21 protein-coding genes are annotated in these 19800 nt (G+C 55.2%); 12 read left to right on the top strand and 9 right to left on the bottom strand.

The genetic code is table 11. The features are described from left to right. Nucleotides 1-249: 249 nt before the first annotated feature. Nucleotides 250-1758 carry a dipeptide/tripeptide permease DtpA gene (gene dtpA / locus ACMGGU_RS07770; RefSeq protein ID WP_045910333.1) on the top strand — a complete coding sequence of 503 codons (1509 nt, stop codon included), beginning with the start codon at nucleotides 250-252 and terminating at the stop codon, nucleotides 1756-1758. Nucleotides 1759-1863: 105 nt separating this feature from the next. Continuing rightward, nucleotides 1864-2469 carry a glutathione transferase GstA gene (gene gstA / locus ACMGGU_RS07765; RefSeq protein ID WP_025758353.1) on the top strand — a complete coding sequence of 202 codons (606 nt, stop codon included), beginning with the start codon at nucleotides 1864-1866 and terminating at the stop codon, nucleotides 2467-2469. Nucleotides 2470-2546: 77 nt separating this feature from the next. On the opposite strand, the gene pdxY is transcribed toward gstA, so the two are convergent. The 5 genes from pdxY to anmK all read right to left on the bottom strand — a co-directional run bounded on the left by pdxY (nucleotide 2547) and on the right by anmK (nucleotide 7129). Beyond that, on the bottom strand, nucleotides 2547-3407 hold the full coding sequence (pdxY, locus tag ACMGGU_RS07760) for a pyridoxal kinase PdxY (RefSeq protein WP_420300379.1): 861 nt from the start codon (nucleotides 3405-3407) through the stop codon (nucleotides 2547-2549). A gap of 66 nt (nucleotides 3408-3473) precedes the next feature. After that, entirely contained in the window at nucleotides 3474-4748 is a 1275-nt protein-coding gene (tyrS, locus tag ACMGGU_RS07755; protein ID WP_008500574.1) for a tyrosine--tRNA ligase, read from the bottom strand. A gap of 125 nt (nucleotides 4749-4873) precedes the next feature. Then, a complete protein-coding gene (gene pdxH / locus ACMGGU_RS07750; RefSeq protein WP_008500575.1) occupies nucleotides 4874-5530 on the bottom strand; it encodes a pyridoxamine 5'-phosphate oxidase in 657 nt (218 codons plus the stop codon). Between the two features lie 57 nt (nucleotides 5531-5587). Beyond that, nucleotides 5588-5911: a C-type lysozyme inhibitor gene (gene mliC / locus ACMGGU_RS07745; protein WP_025758348.1), complete on the bottom strand. Its 324-nt coding sequence runs from the start codon at nucleotides 5909-5911 to the stop codon at nucleotides 5588-5590. A gap of 93 nt (nucleotides 5912-6004) precedes the next feature. Beyond that, on the bottom strand, nucleotides 6005-7129 hold the full coding sequence (gene anmK, locus ACMGGU_RS07740) for an anhydro-N-acetylmuramic acid kinase (protein WP_420300378.1): 1125 nt from the start codon (nucleotides 7127-7129) through the stop codon (nucleotides 6005-6007). Nucleotides 7130-7384: 255 nt separating this feature from the next. Here anmK and slyB point away from each other — a divergent pair, with 255 nt between their 5' ends. Together slyB and ACMGGU_RS07730 are read left to right on the top strand one after the other, a co-directional pair. Then, a complete protein-coding gene (slyB, locus tag ACMGGU_RS07735; RefSeq protein WP_008500578.1) occupies nucleotides 7385-7852 on the top strand; it encodes an outer membrane lipoprotein SlyB in 468 nt (155 codons plus the stop codon). Nucleotides 7853-8048: 196 nt separating this feature from the next. Further along, nucleotides 8049-9410, top strand: coding sequence for an MASE4 domain-containing protein (locus ACMGGU_RS07730; protein ID WP_414746536.1), 1362 nt, complete (start codon nucleotides 8049-8051; stop codon nucleotides 9408-9410). A 36-nt stretch (nucleotides 9411-9446) separates the two neighbouring features. Here the strand turns inward: ACMGGU_RS07730 and slyA are convergent, their stop codons facing one another. Next, on the bottom strand, nucleotides 9447-9887 hold the full coding sequence (gene slyA / locus ACMGGU_RS07725; RefSeq protein WP_021241135.1) for a transcriptional regulator SlyA: 441 nt from the start codon (nucleotides 9885-9887) through the stop codon (nucleotides 9447-9449). A 186-nt stretch (nucleotides 9888-10073) separates the two neighbouring features. Here slyA and ACMGGU_RS07720 point away from each other — a divergent pair, with 186 nt between their 5' ends. From ACMGGU_RS07720 to ACMGGU_RS07710, 3 genes are read left to right on the top strand one after another with little or no spacing between them, the layout of a single operon-like run. After that, a complete protein-coding gene (locus ACMGGU_RS07720; RefSeq protein ID WP_024909360.1) occupies nucleotides 10074-10310 on the top strand; it encodes a DUF1656 domain-containing protein in 237 nt (78 codons plus the stop codon). A gap of 2 nt (nucleotides 10311-10312) precedes the next feature. Then, nucleotides 10313-11173 carry an efflux RND transporter periplasmic adaptor subunit gene (locus ACMGGU_RS07715; RefSeq protein ID WP_420300377.1) on the top strand — a complete coding sequence of 287 codons (861 nt, stop codon included), beginning with the start codon at nucleotides 10313-10315 and terminating at the stop codon, nucleotides 11171-11173. Continuing rightward, nucleotides 11173-13206 (top strand): FUSC family protein, encoded by a 2034-nt coding sequence (locus tag ACMGGU_RS07710; protein WP_420300376.1) that lies wholly within the window; start codon nucleotides 11173-11175, stop codon nucleotides 13204-13206. The genes ACMGGU_RS07715 and ACMGGU_RS07710 overlap by 1 nt, the downstream gene beginning before the upstream one ends. Here ACMGGU_RS07710 and sodC read toward each other — a convergent pair. The 3 genes from sodC to ACMGGU_RS07695 form a co-directional block, all read right to left on the bottom strand. Further along, the gene (gene sodC, locus ACMGGU_RS07705; RefSeq protein WP_048030739.1) at nucleotides 13185-13703 is read right to left on the bottom strand and encodes a superoxide dismutase [Cu-Zn] SodC; all 519 of its coding nucleotides are present in this window, start codon (nucleotides 13701-13703) and stop codon (nucleotides 13185-13187) included. The two genes, ACMGGU_RS07710 and sodC, sit on opposite strands and share 22 nt — an antisense overlap. A gap of 80 nt (nucleotides 13704-13783) precedes the next feature. Continuing rightward, on the bottom strand, nucleotides 13784-14680 hold the full coding sequence (locus ACMGGU_RS07700; protein WP_420300375.1) for an aldo/keto reductase: 897 nt from the start codon (nucleotides 14678-14680) through the stop codon (nucleotides 13784-13786). Nucleotides 14681-14728: 48 nt separating this feature from the next. Continuing rightward, nucleotides 14729-14968, bottom strand: coding sequence for a DUF1289 domain-containing protein (locus tag ACMGGU_RS07695; RefSeq protein ID WP_008500587.1), 240 nt, complete (start codon nucleotides 14966-14968; stop codon nucleotides 14729-14731). Between the two features lie 149 nt (nucleotides 14969-15117). Here ACMGGU_RS07695 and eptA point away from each other — a divergent pair, with 149 nt between their 5' ends. The 5 genes from eptA to rnt all read left to right on the top strand — a co-directional run bounded on the left by eptA (nucleotide 15118) and on the right by rnt (nucleotide 19799). Then, the gene (eptA, locus tag ACMGGU_RS07690; RefSeq protein WP_420300374.1) at nucleotides 15118-16743 is read left to right on the top strand and encodes a phosphoethanolamine transferase EptA; all 1626 of its coding nucleotides are present in this window, start codon (nucleotides 15118-15120) and stop codon (nucleotides 16741-16743) included. Between the two features lie 41 nt (nucleotides 16744-16784). After that, nucleotides 16785-17384, top strand: a complete 600-nt coding sequence (locus ACMGGU_RS07685; RefSeq protein ID WP_008500589.1) for a TetR/AcrR family transcriptional regulator — start codon at nucleotides 16785-16787, stop codon at nucleotides 17382-17384. Between the two features lie 54 nt (nucleotides 17385-17438). Continuing rightward, a complete protein-coding gene (locus tag ACMGGU_RS07680; protein WP_039023853.1) occupies nucleotides 17439-18536 on the top strand; it encodes an alkene reductase in 1098 nt (365 codons plus the stop codon). A 100-nt stretch (nucleotides 18537-18636) separates the two neighbouring features. After that, the gene (gloA, locus tag ACMGGU_RS07675; protein WP_008500591.1) at nucleotides 18637-19044 is read left to right on the top strand and encodes a lactoylglutathione lyase; all 408 of its coding nucleotides are present in this window, start codon (nucleotides 18637-18639) and stop codon (nucleotides 19042-19044) included. A gap of 95 nt (nucleotides 19045-19139) precedes the next feature. Then, nucleotides 19140-19799: a ribonuclease T gene (gene rnt / locus ACMGGU_RS07670; RefSeq protein ID WP_023618191.1), complete on the top strand. Its 660-nt coding sequence runs from the start codon at nucleotides 19140-19142 to the stop codon at nucleotides 19797-19799. Nucleotide 19800: the final 1 nt, after the last annotated feature.

The raw sequence follows: 19800 nt of genomic DNA, 5'->3' as shown, positions 1-19800 counted from the left end.
GTCTCTGCCAGTCGAAAAAACTACCTTTACACATCATATAAAATTTAACGCTGAATAACATTTGTATGAACCGACGATTATACCACCCCAGATATATGTAACAGATTATTACAAACGTATTGCCAGATGGGGCAGGATAGTGAACATTACCCGCCGTTTCTCCTCCCAATATAACTATAAGGCGTATGGACTACGGCCATCACGCTATGAACACCCCCGTTAATATGGGATGTAAAAAAAGAGGTATATGTGTCTACTGCAAACAATAAACCAACAGATGAAAGCGTGAGTCTTAACGCTTTTAAACAACCAAAAGCGTTCTATCTCATCTTCTCTATCGAGTTATGGGAGCGTTTTGGTTATTACGGCCTGCAAGGGATCATGGCAGTTTACCTGGTGAAACAGCTGGGTATGTCCGAAGCCGATTCCATCACGCTGTTCTCCTCCTTCAGTGCTCTGGTGTACGGTCTGGTCGCGATTGGCGGCTGGCTGGGCGATAAAGTCCTTGGCACTAAACGTGTCATCATGCTGGGCGCCATTGTCCTGGCAATTGGCTATGGTCTGGTTGCATGGTCAGGGCACGATGCCGCTGTCGTGTATATGGGTATGGCGACAATTGCCGTCGGTAACGGTCTGTTCAAAGCGAACCCGTCCTCCCTGCTCTCTACCTGCTACAGCAAAGACGATCCGCGTCTGGACGGTGCATTTACCATGTACTACATGTCCATCAACATCGGTTCGTTCTTCTCAATGCTGGCCACCCCATGGCTTGCAGCAAAATTCGGCTGGAGCGTGGCGTTTGCGCTGAGCTTCGTCGGTATGCTGATCACCGTGGTGAACTTCCTGTTCTGCCGCAGCTGGGTTAAAAACTACGGTTCAAAACCGGACTTCGAGCCTGTGCATATGGGCAAACTGCTGGCGACCATTGTGGGCGTTGTTGCCCTGGCGGCGATCGCCACCTGGCTGCTGCACAACCAGGGCATCGCACGTGCCGTTCTGGGCGTGGTCGCGCTGGGTATCGTGGTCATCTTTGCGAAAGAAGCATTCGCCATGCAGGGTGCTGCCCGCCGTAAGATGATCGTGGCGTTCATTCTGATGCTGGAAGCGATTATCTTCTTCGTACTGTACAGCCAGATGCCAACCTCTCTGAACTTCTTCGCCATTCGTAACGTTGAGCACTCCATCCTGGGTATTGCGTTCGAACCGGAGCAGTATCAGGCGCTGAACCCGTTCTGGATCATGATTGGTAGCCCGATTCTGGCCGCGATCTACAACAAAATGGGCGACCGTCTGCCAATGCCGCACAAGTTCGCTATCGGTATGGTGCTGTGCTCCGGCGCGTTCCTGGTGCTGCCGCTGGGTACCAAATTTGCTACCGACGCCGGTATCGTATCCGTTAACTGGCTGATCCTGAGCTACGCGCTGCAGTCTATCGGCGAACTGATGATCTCCGGTCTGGGTCTGGCGATGGTTGCACAGCTGGTGCCACAGCGTCTGATGGGCTTCATTATGGGTAGCTGGTTCCTGACTACTGCGGGTGCAGCCATTATCGCAGGCAAGATTGCGAACCTGATGGCCGTACCGGAAAACGTCACTGATCCACTGGTTTCTCTGAACGTCTACGGTACCGTGTTCATGCAGATTGGTATCGCGACTGCCGTTATTGCCGCTCTGATGCTGCTGACTGCACCGAAACTGAATCGAATGACTCAGGACGACGACAAGACCGCTAAGGCGACCAAAACCGCTACCGCGTGATATCCGTGAGAAACGACTGACCAGAAGCCGCTAATCTATTAGCGGCTTTTTTTTTATCCGTTTGCGCACTAACATAGCTGAAACCTCAGCGAAAAGGAGTTACCGATGAAACTGTTCTACAAACCGGGCGCGTGCTCTCTTGCTTCCCATATCACCCTGCGCGAGAGCGGCAAAGATTTCACGCTGGATGGCGTTGATCTGATGAAAAAACGTCTGGAAAACGGCGATGATTTTCTTGCCATTAACCCGAAAGGACAAGTTCCGGCGCTCCTGCTGGATGACGGTACTCTGCTGACCGAAGGCGTGGCGATTATGCAGTTCCTGGCCGATAGCGTGCCCGATCGCCAGCTACTGGCCCCGGTCAGTACCATTTCTCGCTATAAAACGCTGGAGTGGCTGAACTACATTGCCACCGAGCTGCACAAAGGCTTTACCCCCCTGTTCCGCCCGGATACGCCGGAAGAGTTTAAGCCTACCCTGCGCGCCCTGCTGGAGAAAAAGCTGCAGTACGTTAACGAATCGCTGAAAGACGAGCAGTGGATTGGCGGGTCGCGCTTCACGATCGCTGATGCGTACCTGTTCACCGTGCTGCGCTGGGCGCGTGCGGTTAAGCTGAATCTGGAAGGGTTAGACCACATTGCATCGTATATGAAGCGTGTGGCAGAGCGTCCTGCGGTGGCTGCGGCGCTGAAAGCGGAAGGGCTTAGCTAATATCGCCCGGCGGCGCTTCGCTTGCACGGGCCTACGGGTGTTGTAGGCCGGGTAAGCGCAGCGCCACCCGGCATCGTTTAAAGCTGGGTTGCGCTGAAATAGTGCTCCGGCTTCGCGATTCGATCCTGTGCTGCGACCACCTGCAGCTCATATTCCTGCATCTCTTTCGTTGCCGTCATAATTTCGTACACTGCAGCAGTAACATGCTCCAGTGCATCGCGCAGCGTTGCCCCTTGCAGCAATTTCACCAGCAGCAGGCCGCTGGTCACATCCCCCACACCCACCGGCTGGCGCAGGCCAAAATCCACCAGCGGACGGCTGATGTGCCAGGCATCCTCTTTCGTCACCAGCAGCATCTCAAAGCGATCCTGACTTAGCCCTGCGCGCGCGAGGTGTTTTACCAGCACAACCTCAGGCCCCTGCGCGATCAGCTCGCGAGACGCGCTTACGGCCTCTTCTACGCTGTTAACCGGATGCTCGCAGAGAATTTCCAGTTCAACCAGGTTTGGCGCAATGATATCGCTGGCGGGCAGCGCGTGGCGGACGTGGAACTCCGCTACACCCGGCGCCACGATGCAGCCTTTCTCCGGATGGCCCATGACGGGGTCGCAGAAATATTTTGCCGACGGGTTAGCGGTCTTCACCTGGCGTACGATGCCGAGAATATGCTCCCCCTGCTCTGCGGAACCAAGATAACCGCTCAGTACGGCGTCACAGCGCTTGAGCTGGCCGATATCGGCAATGCCCTGCACCACCTCGGTGAGGTGTGAAGGCGGCATTACGCAGCCGGTCCATTTGCCGTACTGCGTGTGGTTGGAAAACTGAACGGTATTGAGGGGCCAGACGTTGGCGCCGAGGCGGCGCATCGGGAATTCCGCTGCGCTGTTGCCAGCATGTCCAAAAACAACGTGGGACTGAATGGCGAGGATGTTCTTCATTTTATGCTTACCCAACCCTTAAAAAACAAAAGGGGCGTGGTTTCCCACGCCCCTGAAGACTGTGACTTATTTCCAGCAGACAAGGCAGTAGTTTTTCTTACCGCGACGCAGCAGGGTGTAGCGGCCATACAGACGGTCGCCGTCAACAAAGGTGTATTCCGGGTCGGCCTGCTTTTCACCGTTGATGGTGATGGCGTTGGACGCGATGGTTTTACGCGCCTGACCGCGGGAAGGCTGGAGTTCAGAATCCACCAGCGCCTGCATCAGGTCAGCCCCTTTCTCCATCTCAACCATTGGCACGCCGTCCTGCGCCAGCTGTTCGAAGTCCGCTTCGCTCAGATCGCTCAGGGTGCCGTTAAACAGGCTAGCGGTAATGCGTTTTGCCGCGGCCAGACCTTCTTCACCGTGAACCAGTTTGGTCACTTCATCCGCCAGCACGTACTGCGCGCGCGGCGCTTTACCGCTGTTCTTGTCTTCTTCTTCCAGCGCGTTGATGTCTTCAATATCCATAAAGGTGAAGAACTTCAGGAAGCGGTAAACATCGGCGTCCGCCGTGTTGATCCAGAACTGGTAGAATTTGTACGGGCTGGTTTTCTTCGGATCGAGCCATACCGCACCGCCTTCCGTCTTACCGAATTTGGTGCCGTCTGCTTTAGTGATCAGCGGAACGGTCAGACCAAAGACCTGATTCTGGTGCAGGCGACGGGTCAGGTCGATACCGGAGGTGATGTTACCCCACTGGTCAGAACCACCAATCTGCAGGGAAACACCGTGCAGTTTGTTCAGGCAGGCAAAGTCATACCCCTGCAGCAGGTTGTAGGAGAACTCGGTAAAGGAGATACCCTGGTCGTCACGGTTCAGACGCTGCTTCACGGCCTCTTTGTTAATCATCTGGTTAACAGAGAAGTGCTTGCCGATGTCACGCAGGAAGGTCAGCACGTTCATGCTGCCAAACCAGTCGTAGTTGTTCGCGGCAATCGCGGCGTTATCGCCACAGTTGAAGTCGAGGAACGGTGCAACCTGTTTGCGGATCTTATCGACCCACTCCTGCACGGTATCTTCGGTGTTCAGTTTACGCTCAGCGGCTTTGAAGCTTGGGTCACCAATCAGACCGGTCGCGCCGCCCACCAGGGCAACAGGCTTATGGCCCGCCATCTGGAAGCGTTTCAGGCATAACAATGGAACAAGATGCCCCAAATGCAAGCTGTCAGCGGTGGGATCGAAGCCGCAATAGAGCGCGATCGGGCCTTGCGCCAGTCGCTCTGCTAACGCTTCCTCGTCCGTCACCTGGGCCACGAGGCCCCGCTCTTGCAATTGTTTAATCAAGTTACTGCTTGCCATCAAATTCTCCATGTATAAACGACTGCACCTTTGCCGGTACACGACTTTTCGCCTGATGCGAAAGGACCATAGAATAAAGCGCAAGCGCGGTGTGCGCTAGCGCTTAAATCAACAAATTTCGGGGATTACGGCGCCAGTCTGTCGATTTTCCAGCCGCCATTCTCGCGCTGGTATAAAAAGCGGTCGTGCAGGCGATGTTCGCCCCCCTGCCAGAACTCAATTTGCTCAATCGGGATGCGGAAACCACCCCAGAAGCTCGGCAGCGGGATTTCACCCTGCTGGAACTTCTGCTTCAGCTCCAGGAATTTACTTTCCAGCACCCCGCGGGCGGAAATGCGGCTGGACTGTTTTGATACCCAGGCACCAATCTGGCTGTCACGCGGGCGGCTGTGGAAATACTTCACCACTTCCAGCGTCGAGAGACGTTCCGCTTTGCCGGTGACCATGACCTGACGTTCCAGCATGTGCCAGGGGAACAGCAGGCTGATACGCGGATTGTTTTCCAGATGGTGTGCTTTGCGGCTGCCGAGGTTGGTGTAGAACACCAGTCCTTTCTCGTCATAATGCTTGAGCAATACGATGCGCTGATACGGTTGACCGTTTTCATCCACCGTCGCGACAACCATCGCCGTGGGGTCGGCCAGTTTCGCTTCGCAGGCCTGTTTCAGCCAGCGTTCAAAAAGCACGAGGGGTTCAGCGGGAAGATCCTGGCGACGCAGGCCGCCTTTGGTGTATTCACGGCGCAGATGCGCAATTTGCTGCAGTTCGTCGTTATCTGACATGGCGTTAGCTGACATTGAGAGTGGGTGGCGCTATTGTGCGCCGCCCCTGTAAAAATCTCAACGCTTCGGATTTTCGAGCTGGCAATTGTTCAGCACAATACGGTCACGTTTGTAGACCGTGGCGCTGTCGCCTTTCGACCAGAAGACATAGATACCGTCGGTGTAACGCGCGCCTGAGGCTGAAATGCCCTGCTTCAGCGTCAGCAGTTTATTGTCATAAACAAAACTGGCTTCCTGGCGTGGATTGTTCAGCTTCACGGTCAGCGGTTTTTCGTCGCAGCGATACTCAAGCGTATCGGTCTGCATGCGCTCAAGGAGCTGGTTGTAGACGCTGCATCCTGACAGCAACAAAGGGGCGGCAATAAGAAGAAGTTTTTTCATGGGCGTATTCCGAAGACTTTCCTGGTCCTGGAGGGCATGGCTGCCCCCCTGTTTCGTTCCATTTTAACGACGACGCGCCGCGCTGAATTTCAGTTAACTCTGATTATGACGCGGATTTGCCGGGAAAATCGCCCCAAGGACGCTCGCCTCGCGCGCGCCGGTTACCGACGGTAAATTGCCCGGCAGCCCGGCAATGGTGCGCCAGGCAAGCCAGGCGAAGGCCAGCGCCTCCATATCATCTCCGCTGATGCCGACCTCATCGGTCGTCGACACTTCTGTGCCCGGCAGCAGCCCGGCAAGACGCGCCATCACCAGCGGGTTACGGCTTCCCCCGCCGCACACCAGCAGGCGTTCACATCCGCCGCTGAGGAGCACCTGTTCGGAAATCGACACGGCCGTAAGCTCGGCAAGCGTCGCCTGAACATCCTGCGGCGCGAGTGCCGGGAATGACGCCAGCTGGCGCTCAAGCCAGCCAAAGTTGAAGTATTCACGCCCCGTGCTTTTCGGTGCCGGTAAGGCAAAATAAGGATCGCTCAGCATGGACTGCAACAGCGGGATAATCACCTTACCCTCGCTCGCCCACTCCGCGTTTTTATCATACGGTTGACCGCACTGTCGCCAGATCCAGGCATCCATTAACATATTGCCCGGGCCGGTATCGTAGCCGCGGACCGGCTGCCCCGGGATAAGCATCGACAGATTGGCGATCCCACCAATGTTGAGCACCATACGCCGTTCTGAAGGGTGCGCCAGCAGCGCCTGATGAAACGCGGGCACCAGCGGGGCGCCCTGTCCGCCAAGGGCAATATCGCGACGACGGAAATCGCCGACCACCGTGACGCCCGTCTTCGCCACAATCTGGTTGTTATCGCCGATTTGCAGAGTGTGCGGGGCCTCTCCGATGGGCTCATGCCAGACCGTTTGTCCGTGACACCCGATGGCGACCACATCCTGCGGGCGAAGATGTTCTTTTTGCATTAAAGCCTGCACCGCATCCGCAAACAGCGCCCCGAGGCGGACATCCAGCTGCCCAAGCTGGGAGAGGGTCAGCTGCTGCCCCTGACAGATACTGAGAATATCCTCTTTCAGTGAAATGGGGATTGGCCAGGTCAGGCTCGCCTGCTGTGCCACCATGTTTTCATCAATGGCGGCCAGAACGACATCTACCCCATCCAGACTGGTGCCTGACATCACACCAATGTAGCGACCCGATTTCATGCGCTTTCCTTACGTTGCGTGGGCTAAGGATATCCACTCAACCATAAACGGCGTCGCTTTGCCATCCGGCAATAATATTTTTTAACAATGTCAGACGGGTAGCGCGGGCGGATCCTGTTTATGTCTCGTTAAGTCAAATTCAAGTACAATTTTCCTATTGTTAGTGCAAAGATATGAACTATGGCTCCTTATGCCATATAATTTAGCCATAACGGATGCCCCCAATCGGGCGTTTTTGGTGAACAGGAGATTCAAATGATTTTACGTGTACTGGGCGTTTCGCTGATTGGTTTAACTCTGGCTGGCTGTGTGAATGACAGTTCACTTTCTGGCGACGTTTACAGCGCTTCTGAAGCGAAACAGGTTCAGAACGTGACTTACGGTACCGTTGTTAACGCACGCCCTGTACAGATTCAGGGGGGTGATGAAAACAACGTGATGGGCGCAATCGGCGGTGCCGTTCTGGGTGGTTTCCTGGGTAATACCGTCGGTGGTGGTACGGGACGCTCTCTGGCGACAGCCGCAGGTGCCGTTGCGGGTGGCGTAGCCGGCCAGGGCGTTCAGGGTGCGATGAACAAAACTCAGGGCGTAGAGCTGGAAATTCGTAAAGACGATGGCAGCACGATCATGGTTGTTCAGAAACAGGGCAGCACCCGCTTCTCTGCAGGCCAGCGCGTTGTACTGGCGAGCAACGGAAGCCAGGTAACCGTTTCTCCACGTTAATTAAAAGTGGATGTGGTCCTCGGGCCACATCCATTTACAAAATATATCACTCTCACAAATATAATTACAAAATACATTCACCCGATCCATTATTAATCACTCCTTATATTGTTTCTGCGCAAAGTATTTATTGCACTAATTGATTAGACTCTTCGCAATCACCTTCTCTTTATTCATTATAATTTGTAAAAATTCTATGCTTGCGAATCGTCGTGCTCTACCGAGCCGTTATATCGCGTTCTGTCTCGGTTGCCTTGTTGTTATCGGGATATTACACGCGCTGTTTTTAAAACTCGTTGAATGGGTTCCGTCCTTTTCACCGCTTTTATTCCCTACGCTCACCATTTTTCTTCTGGTGTTTCACCTGTTTATTGCCTGTTTTATGGCGATGAAATACTGGTGTGACAAAAGACGGTTGTATCTGGTCGCAATCGCCTTTGCCTTTGCCGGATCCGCATTGCTGATGGTCGGAACGCTGACCAGCTTCCCCGCCTGGCTGGATCTCTATCAGTTCAACGTCGTGAACTACAACGATGCGATGATCTACTATATGTTCCGCCACTTTTTAATGGCGGTGCTGTTCATCGTGGCGGCAATACTCTATCCCATGCGCAAATACCCTCTTTCACGGCTGGCGCATATCTCAATTGTGAGCGGGGCATCTCTTTTTACCGCCTGTGCCGTGGGACTGGCCTGGATATATTCCAGCCACTCGCCCTTGTTATCGATTGACCTGGTTGATAATGAAACCCGGCAGTTTATGGTCCTCTGGAGCCATTGCATTAATATCTCTTTAATTGTTTTCTGGGTGATAACATTAGTAGCGCTGATGTTTGTCACGCGCGTGCGCAATTTATTCTGGGTAGGCGGAAATTTTCTGTGCGTTTGCTATATCGTCACGCTTTCAATGCTGTTAGCGGCTGGACATGCCGAAGATATCTCCTGGTACCGCGCCCGGTTATTTGAAACTGTCGCCACGCTGCTGATTATTTTTGTTCTGCTTTACGATGTCTTCAGACTGTATCGCGACTCGCACGTAAAATATCAGCAGTCCTATCAGAACTCGATTCGCGATCCGCTCACGCGCCTTTATAACCGCAGCTATTTTTATGAATCGTTAAACCAGGCGCTGGATATTGCCAGACCCAACCGCCCCGTTTCCGTCATTGTCAGCGATCTCGATCGCTTCAAGCGCATTAACGACACCTACGGGCATCTCCAGGGCGATAAAGTCCTGCAGTTTGTCGCCAACCTGCTGATGGATTCCGTGCGCCCGCAGGACATCGCGGCCCGTATCGGCGGCGAGGAGTTTGTGCTGATGCTGGCCAACACGTCGTCAGACTCCGCGTACCAGGTGGCCGAGCGCATACGTCTGAAGCTAAGCAGCTTTGATAAAACCAGCAGCGGCGGTCAGTTGCCGGAGCCCATCACCATCAGTATGGGGGTGTTTACGGCAACATCATCGACGATAACCGCAGAAGCGTGCGTGGAAAGTGCCGACAAGGCGATGTATGAAGCGAAGGAGACGGGTCGTAATCGTGTGGTCGTCTTTAAGTAAAAAAAAGGCCTTGCTGGTGCAAGGCCTTCGTGTTTATCAGTCGCGAGACTGCAGCTCATGGATATTTTGCTCAAGGCGAGCAATGAGGCTGATGAGCATTTCCAGCTCCGCCGGTGAAACGCCTGAGAGGATTTCACCGCGCGTTTTGGTGATGACGGCTTCCATTTCGGTGATGATAGGCGCCGCTTTCTCAGTGAGTTTAATCCGCTTAGCACGACGATCGCTGGCGCAGGTTTGTCGGGAGATCAACCCCTTCTCTTCCAGCTGATCAAGCGTGCGCACCAGCGACGGTTGCTCAATGCCTATCGCTTTTGCCAGCTGAATTTGTGACTGATCGGGCGGCAGCTGATGAATGTTGTGCAGCGTGACCCAATGCGTCTGTGTTAATTCCAGAGGTTTCAGGCGATGGTCAATCAGAGCACGCCAGACGCGTACCAACCTTGCCAGATCAGAACCTAATGGCGATTCCAATTTCATCTCCTTATAATTAGCTTGCTAAGTTATTATACTGATTTTAGAATAGTGTGCAGCATTTGTATTGCCAAAACAAATGCAATACTGCATTCATCGAACTTAAAAGTATGACTTACACTGAATTGTGATGCTTCATCATGCTAAGACAAGCCAACGCGGCATTCTGTTCACTGCAAAGGATTTCTGCCCGTGACGTTTTTTCATCGCTCAGAGGGGTTACCCCTTCAGGATCTGATCTTCGGTGCGTCAGTCTACTTTCCTCCCCTGTTTAAGGCCGTGCTGGTGGGCTTTATTCTCTGGCTCATCGCGCATCGTCTGCTTCGCGACTGGATGTACTCCGGCGAAATCTGGCATCCCATGCTGATGGATCTTTCCCTGTTTGCCCTCTCCGTATGTCTGGGCCTTGCTGTTTTGATGGTGTGGTGACTATGCCTCTGAAAACGCTGAAGTACTTTTCCACCCTCTTTGTTCTCGCCCTCGCACTGGTTGCAGGCTGGTGGATGTGGAATTTTTATATGCAGTCCCCCTGGACCCGTGACGGCAAAATTCGCGCTGAACAGGTCAGCATCACCCCGCAGGTGTCGGGAAGCATCACGACGCTGCTCGTTAAGGATAACCAGTACGTCAAAAAGGGTGAGGTACTCTTCCGGATCGACGATACCCCGTACCACATCGCGATTCTGAACGCCGAGGCGCAGCTGGCAAAAGCCCAGTCAGACTTAGCGAAAGCGAATAACGAGGCCAACCGCCGCCGGCATTTATCGCAAAATTACATCTCAGCGGAAGATTTAGACACTGCCAACATCAACGTGAAGGCCATGCAGGCGAGCGTCAACGTGGCCGAAGCCACGCTGAAGCAGGCCCAGTGGGAGCTGACCCAAACGGTGATTACCGCGCCGGTTGACGGGTGGGTCACCAACCTTTCCACTCGCGTGGGGAATTATGCCACCACGGGCCAACCCGTTTTTGCCCTCGTCGACAGCCACTCCTTCTACGTGGTGGGCTATTTTGAAGAGACCAAGCTTCGCCATATTCGCGAGGGATCGCCCGCCGCCATTACGCTTTACAGTGGCTCGCAGAAGTTACAGGGTCACGTATCCAGCATTGGCCGCGCCATTTACGATCAAAGCGTCGAAACGGATTCCGGCCTGGTGCCGGACATCAAGCCGAACGTGCCCTGGGTGCGTCTCGCTCAGCGCGTGCCGGTTCGCGTGGAGTTTGACCATTTACCGCAGGACATCACGCTGGTCTCCGGCACCACCTGTACTGTCTCCATCGGAAACCGGTGATGAAGCTGCCGGCACTCTCCTGGCAAAACACGCCGTGGATCAAAGCGACGCGCCCTCAGTGGCGCTACGCGATGCGTAACGGCATTGCCATGTGTCTGGCGCTGACCGTCGCCTATTACCTGAACCTGGATGAACCCTACTGGGCAATGACCTCTGCCGCGGTGGTGAGTTTTCCTACGGTCGGCGGGGTGATCAGTAAGAGCCTTGGGCGCATCGCCGGCAGCCTGCTGGGCGCGACGGCGGCGTTAATTATCGCCGGCCATACGCTGAACGATCCGTGGATGTTCCTGCTGAGCATGGCGGCGTGGCTGGGGTGCTGTACCTGGGCCTGCGCCCATTTTACCAATAACGTCGCCTATGCTTTCCAGCTGGCGGGCTATACCGCCGCCATTATCGCCTTCCCGGTGGTGAACGTGCTCGACACCACCGAACTGTGGGATATCGCGCAGGCGCGCGTCTGTGAAGTCATTGTCGGGATCCTCAGCGGTGGCTTCATGATGATGATCCTCCCCAGCACCTCCGACGGCACCGCGCTTATCACTGCCCTCAAGACCATGCACACCCGGCTGCTTGAGCACGCGAGCCTTCTATGGCAACCGGATACCAGCGATGAGATCCGCCTCGCGCATGAAAAGGTGATCGGACAGATCCTGACGATGAATCTGTTGCGTATTCAGGCGTTCTGGAGCCACTACCGCTTTCGTCGTCAGAACACCCTGCTAAATTATTTACTGCACCAGCAACTGCGTATGACCAGCGCCATCTCCAGCCTGCGCAGAATGCTGCTCAACTGGCCGACACCGCCGGAAAACACCCGTGCCGTCATCGAAACGCTGCTCGCTGCTCTCGCGCGCCCGGATGCGGACATCTACACCGTTGCGAAGATCATCGCCCCGCTCGCCCCGGTTGATGAGTACGACTATCGCCATCGCGCCTTCTGGCAGCGTCTGAATTACTTTTGCCGACTCTACCTGCGCAGCAGCCGCTGGATTAACGCGGTTGAGAATGCCACGCCGGTCACGGAGTTCAACGTGCCCGGGAGTCCGGCTCTCGCCCGCCATACCGACTACCTGGAAGCGCTGTGGAGCGGTTTTCGCACCTTCTGCGCGCTGACGCTGGTGGGGGCGTGGAGCATCACCACGCAGTGGGAGTCCGGTACGGCGGCCCTGACGCTTGCTGCCATCAGTTGCGTGCTTTACTCCGTCGCGGCCTCGCCGTTCAACTCGCTGACGCTCCTGCTACGCACCCTGGTGCTGCTGTCGTTGTTCAGTTTTGTGGTGAAGTTTGGCCTGATGGTGCAGATAAGCGATCTGTGGCAGTTCCTGCTGTTTCTGTTTCCGCTGTTGACCACCATGCAGCTACTCAAGCTGCAAATGCCAAAACAGGCGGGCCTCTGGGGACAGTTGATTGTCTTTATGGGCTCGTTTATCTCCGTGACCAATCCGCCGGTTTATGATTACGCCGATTTTCTTAATGACAACCTGGCGAAAATCCTTGGCGTGGGGCTGGCGTGGCTGGCTTTCGCAGTGTTGCGCCCCGGCTCCGATGCTCGCAAAAGCCGCAGGCATATCCGGGAGTTACGCCGGGGGTTTGTGGACCAGCTCAGCCGTAAACCGCATCTTCGTGAAAACGAGTATGAATCGCTGGTTTATCATCACGTGAGCCAGCTCAATAACAGCCAGGACGCGCTTTCCCGGCGCTGGCTGCTGCGCTGGGGCGTGGTGCTGTTGAACTGTTCGCACGTGGTCTGGCAGCTTCGCGGGTGGGAAACACGTTCCGATCCGCTGTCGCAGGTTCGCGATGTATGCATCTCTCTGCTGCGCGATGTGATGAGCGAACGCGGTGTCCAGCAGCGACCGCTGGCAACCACGCTGAATGAACTACAGCGGATCTGCGATACGCTTGCACGACATCATCTCCCCGCCGCCCGTGATTTGGCCTCGATAATCTGGCGGCTGCACTGCTCGCTGTCGCAGCTGGAGCAAGCACCACCGCCGGGTACCATTGGGGATCAGATCACGCCGCAGGCATAACGCGCCCCGCCGCCGCCAAGCGGTTTAGGCTGATCGGACATATTGTCGCCGCCGACATGAATCATTAGCGCTTTACCTTTTACCTCATCCAGCTTTTTCAGACGCGGCGCGACAACGGGATCGGTGGCTTTACCGTCGTTATTGACCACCAGCACGGGCAGATCGCCCAGGTGTCCCATTCCATCCGGGCCCTCATGCTTGCCGGTATGCTGGGGATCCAGGTGCCCCCCTGCCGCTTCCGCCGCTGACGCTTTACCCTCTTTTAATGCGGGCTGACAGCTGCCTTTGGCGTGAACATGGAAACCATGCTCACCGGGAGGGAGTGCTTTGAGGTTGGGAGCGAACTCCAGCCCTTTGTCGGTTTCCGTGATTTTCACCGTACCGATGGACTGACCCACCCCCTGAGAGGTGACGAGATTCATTTCCACTTCGTCGCTGGCTGCCTGCGCCCCTGCGCAAACAACCAGCGCGACCATTGCCAGAGCAAAACGCTTCATATGACCTCCGCTGGTTATTTTTTGCCCCTTAAGTGTATACCAGGGGCAAAGATTTCACCGGAAAGTCACCTTCTGGCGGTTTATGGCACGTCGTAACCCAGCGCGGCTTTGCGGATGCGGAACCACTGCTGGCGGGTCATCTGCAGCTCTTCAGCGGCCAGTGCAGAACGCACGCGTTCTATTTTGCCAGAACCAATAATGGGCAGCGGTTTTGACGGCAGACGCAGGATCCAGGCGTAAACCACCTGTTCGATGCTCTCCGCGTTCAGCTCGCGGGCGATAGTGTCCAGTTCGTTGCGCAGCGGCTGGAATTCATCATCATTAAACAGGCGTCCGCCTCCCAGGCACGACCAGGCCATCGGGCGAATACGCAGCTGTTGCAGCTGGTCGAGGGTACCGTCCAGCAGCAGCGGCTGGTGTACCGGGGAGATCTCCACCTGATTGGTGGCCAGGGTAAACGGCAGGCGAGACTGAAGCAGTGCAAACTGCGCCGGGGTAAAGTTGGAAACGCCAAAGTGACGCACTTTGCCGCTCTGATGCAGGTTCAGGAAGGCTTCTGCCACCTCATCGGCATCCATGAGCGGATCCGGACGGTGGATTAACAGCAGGTCGATACGGTCGGTCGCCAGATTGACCAGCGACTGCTCAGCGCTCTTGATGATATGCGCGCTGTCGGTGATGTAATGCCCAAGGGCGTGTTTCGGTTTTGCCGTGGTGGCAATCCCGCACTTCGTGACAATTTCCATGCGGTCGCGGAGTGCCGGAACCAGCTTGAGCGCCTCGCCGAATGCGGCTTCACACTGATAGCCACCGTAAATGTCCGCATGGTCGACCGTGGTTACGCCCAGATCGATATGCTCTTCAATAAAGCTCGCCAGCTGGAGGGGGGACATATTCCAGTCCATCAGGCGCCAGTAGCCCATCACAAAACGGGAGAATTCTGGCCCCTGGGGGGCAAGGGTAATTCGCTGAACCATAACATTTTCCTCAAGGACGTGATGTCATGAGTATACGCAATTACCGTGTTAAAAAAGTGAAGGTTGCTGGGGTTCTTCGGTCTCACCGGCTTTGTTTGCGCGTATTTTGCGCAGAAGACGCTGTCGGCAGAGGCGTAGCACCTCCTGCTTTTGCGTGTCGCTGAAGTTTTGCCAGTTGAAACGCTCGTCGCGGGTACGCATGCACCCGCGGCAATATCCGCGTTCATCCACCTGACAAATCCCCCGGCACGGGCTCTGGATGGGGAAAAACTCCAGCTGCTCTGCCACACTCACCTCCGGATAACCACTCTCACCTACAGTGAAGACGCTAAACGCGCCACGTGCAAGGCCTATACCACAGATTTGTGGCATTAAGGTTTCACTAATCTTCCCTCTTTATACTCGGCCCATCATGACAATGACAGGTTTACCGATCGATGTGGTTAATCAAAAAGTTACAATGTAACGATATTAAATTTACTCTGGGCTGTGCACTCTTCTTTACGCTTATCAACGGGCTGTTTATCCAGCGCAGTTGGGCCATTATTGCCCCTGCGCACCTGCACGACATCCTCTTTGCCGCGTCCGTACCGCTGGTGCTGTTTTGCGGCTGGGTGATTGTGTTTAGCCTGCTGAATATCCCCTATATCCGCAAGCCGCTGCTGATTGTATTGACGATCGGATGCGCCGCGGCAACCTACTTTATGTACACCTACGGCGCGGTGATCGATCAGAACATGATTGTGAACGTGTTCGAAACCAACTCTCAGGAAGCGACAGCCCTGGTGACGCCGCAGATGATTCTGTGGATTGTTATTGCTGGCCTCGTGCCTTCCGTGGTGCTGGCGCTGACCCGCATTCGTACCGGGAAATGGTGGTATGCCCTGCTGACGCGCGTTGCCGCGATGCTTGGCGCTCTGCTGGTGATTATCCTGATTGCCGCCGTGTTTTATAAAGATTACGCCTCGCTGTTTCGCAACAACAAAAGCATCGTCAAAATGGTGACCCCGGCCAACTATGTCAGCGCCGTGGTGAAGTACAGCAAAATGCGCTGGTTTGCCGGCGATCAAACGCTGGTACGGATTGGCGAAGATGCCCATAAAGGACCGTTGATTTCAGGTCAACAAAAGAAAACCGTTCTGGTACTGGTCGTTGGGGAAGCCTCTCGCGCGGCGAACTACTCCCTGAATGGTTACGATCGTGAAACGAACCCGGAGCTGAAAAAGCAGAATGTGATTAACTTCCCGCAGGCCTCCTCATGCGGCACTGAAACCGCCGTTTCCGTTCCGTGCATGTTCTCCGGCATGACGCGTAGCAAATACGATGCCGACCTGGCGCACCATCAGGAAGGTCTGCTCGATGTGCTCAAGCATGCGGGGATCAACCTGCTCTGGCGTGACAACGACGGCGGCTGTAAAGGTGCCTGCGATCGCGTGCCGCATACCGATATGACGCAGTGGAATCTGGATCAGTTCTGCAAAGACAAATCCTGTATTGATGATGTGAATTTCTATCGTCTGGACAACGTGCTGGATGGTCTGAAGCAGGACACGGTGCTGGTTATCCACCTGATGGGGAGCCACGGTCCGGCGTACTATCGCCGTTACCCGGACACTTTCCGGAAATTCACCCCAACCTGCGACACCAACGAGATTCAGGATTGCGATCATCAGGCGCTGATGAATACCTATGACAACACCATTCTGTATACCGACAGCATGGTCAGCAAAACCATTGATGCCCTGAAAGCACGCCAGGCAAGCATGAATACCGCGCTGATTTATCTCTCGGATCACGGTGAGTCACTGGGTGAAAGCGGCATTTATCTGCACGGGACGCCGTACATGCTGGCGCCGGAGCAGCAAACGCACATTCCGTTTATGTTCTGGCTGTCACCGGACTACGCGAAAAACTTTGGCATCAATGAACAGTGTTTACGCGACCATGCAGCAAAAAATGCGGTCTCCCAGGACAATTTATTCTCAACCGTATTGGGTATGATGGACGTTAAATCAACGGTTTATCAACAGCAGCTGGATATTCTGAACGCATGTCGTCAATAAACTCGCTTGCATTAGACCGAACGGTCTATTAGAGTGCGGCCATGAGCAGAAATACTGAACACGATACCCGCGAACATCTACTGGCAACCGGCGAGCGTCTTTGCATGCATCGCGGGTTTACCGGTATGGGTTTGAGCGAGTTATTAAAAACCGCTGAGGTACCGAAGGGGTCGTTTTATCACTACTTCCGGTCCAAAGAGGCCTTTGGTGTGGCAATGCTGGAGCGTCATTACGCGGGATACCACCAGCGTCTGGCCACCCACTTTGCGTCGGGTGAAGGAAACTATCGGGATCGTGTTCTGAACTACTATCAGGAAACGCTGAACCAGTTCTGTCAGCAGGGCATTATCAGCGGATGCCTGACAGTCAAGCTGTCTGCCGAGGTGTGCGATCTTTCCGAAGATATGCGCTCGGCGATGGATAAGGGTGCCCGCGGCGTGATCGCCCTGCTGGCCCAGGCGCTGGAAAAAGGCCGCGACGAAAAAACGCTGGCCTTTACCGGCGACCCCTTAATGCAGTCTCAGGTGCTCTACTCCCTCTGGTTAGGGGCCAACCTGCAGGCAAAAATTTCGCGCAGTGCCGTGCCGCTGGAAAGCGCGCTGGCACATGTGAAAAACAGCATTACTGCGCCTGGCGTATAACGGGCGCTTTTTATTTACCTTATTACTAGTCGACTGGTCTACTCAGGAGTCTTTATGTCAGCTGAAAAACTGTTTACCCCATTGAAAGTGGGTGCCGTCACGGCGCCAAACCGCGTGTTCATGGCTCCGCTGACCCGTCTGCGCAGCATTGAGCCGGGTGACATCCCCACCCCGCTGATGGGCGAATACTATCGTCAACGCGCAAGCTCTGGTCTGATCATCACCGAAGCCACGCAGATCTCTGCGCAGGCGAAAGGTTACGCCGGTGCGCCGGGCCTTCACAGCCCGGAACAGATCGCGGCATGGCAGAAAATCACCGCGGGCGTTCATGCTGAAGAGGGCCGTATTGCGGTCCAGCTGTGGCATACCGGTCGTATCTCACACAGCAGCATCCAGCCTGGCGGTCAGGCACCGGTCTCAGCGTCAGCCCTGAGCGCCAATACCCGTACTTCCCTGCGCGATGAAAACGGCAACGCGATCCGCGTGGATACCTCTATGCCGCGCGCGCTGGAGCTTGACGAAATCCCGGGGATTGTTAACGACTTCCGTCAGGCCGTGGCCAACGCCCGTGAAGCCGGCTTTGACCTGATTGAGCTGCACTCCGCGCATGGCTATCTGCTGCACCAGTTCCTGTCACCGTCGTCTAACCACCGCACCGATCAGTACGGCGGCAGCGTCGAAAACCGCGCCCGTCTGGTGCTGGAAGTGGTGGATGCGGTATGCAAGGAGTGGAGCCCGGACCGTATCGGGATCCGCGTCTCCCCAATCGGGTCTTTCCAGAACGTCGACAACGGCCCGAACGAGGAAGCGGATGCGCTCTATCTGATTGAAGAGCTGGCCAAACGCGGTATTGCCTATCTGCACATGTCTGAGCCTGACTGGGCTGGCGGTAAGCCTTACACTGAAGCCTTCCGCCAGAAAGTGCGCGAGCGCTTCCACGGGGTGATCATCGGTGCAGGTGCCTATACGCCTGAGAAAGCCGAAGATCTGATTAATAAAGGGCTGATCGATGCCGTCGCGTTTGGCCGCGACTACATCGCCAACCCGGATCTGGTTGCTCGCCTGCAGAAAAAAGCGGCACTCAACCCGCAGCGTCCGGAAAGCTTCTACGGCGGCGGCGCGGAAGGCTACACCGACTACCCTTCACTGTAATCTCGCCATTGTTCATTGATAGCGGCGACAGTTCGCCGCTATACTAAAACATCGTTTCTGATCAAAAAGTTTTTTTATTCCATTGGTTAATGAGGAAATTATGCGCCTACTTCACACCATGCTGCGCGTTGGCGACCTGCAACGTTCTATCGATTTCTACACTAACGTCCTGGGCATGAAGCTGCTGCGCACCAGCGAAAACCCGGAATATAAATACTCACTGGCATTCGTGGGTTACGGCCCGGAAACGGATGAAGCCGTGATCGAGCTGACCTACAACTGGGGCGTTGACAGCTATGAGCTGGGCACGGCCTACGGCCATATCGCGCTGGAAGTGGATAACGCGGCCGACGCGTGCGAACGCATTCGCAAAAATGGCGGTAACGTCACGCGCGAAGCGGGCCCGGTAAAAGGCGGCACCACCGTGATTGCGTTTGTGGAAGATCCGGACGGTTACAAAATCGAGCTGATTGAAGCCAAAGACGCCGGTCGCGGTCTGGGCAACTGATCCCTCAGGGCGCAACGTGCGCCCGTAGTTTTACTGCATCACCCCGCAAAATTTGCCATAATGCGCTCTGCTTTTTCCCCATGTAAGAGACCCTGATGTCCGATAACGCTCAATTTAGCGGTCTGTGCGACCGTTTTCGTGGTTTTTATCCCGTTGTCATTGATGTAGAAACAGCCGGATTTAACGCTAAAACCGATGCGCTGCTCGAAATTGCCGCCATCACGCTGAAGATGGATGAACAGGGCTGGCTTACACCGGACACCACGCTGCATTTCCACGTTGAACCTTTCGAAGGGGCAAACTTACAGCCGGAAGCGCTGGCGTTTAACGGTATCGATCCGCATAACCCGCTGCGCGGTGCCGTCAGTGAATATGACGCGCTGCACGCCATTTTTAAAATGGTGCGTAAAGGCATGAAAGAGAGCAACTGCAGCCGCGCCATTATGGTGGCCCATAACGCCACCTTCGATCACAGCTTTACCATGGCTGCCGCGGAGCGCGCGTCGCTCAAACGCAACCCCTTCCACCCTTTTGTCACCTTCGACACCGCCGCGCTGAGCGGCCTGGCGCTGGGACAAACGGTGTTGTCAAAGGCCTGTATTACGGCTGGCATTCCGTTCGACGGCACGCAGGCACACTCCGCGCTGTATGACACCGAGCGTACCGCAGAGCTGTTCTGTGAGATCGTCAACCGCTGGAAGCGTCTGGGCGGCTGGCCGCTGCCGATGGGTGATGAGGCCGAGCGCCAATCGTAGG

The organism is Enterobacter sp. BNK-8, from assembly GCF_048685095.1.
In the GTDB taxonomy this organism is placed as follows: Bacteria; Pseudomonadota; Gammaproteobacteria; order Enterobacterales; family Enterobacteriaceae; genus Enterobacter; species Enterobacter quasiroggenkampii.
This window is presented reverse-complemented; position numbering and strand designations above follow the sequence as displayed.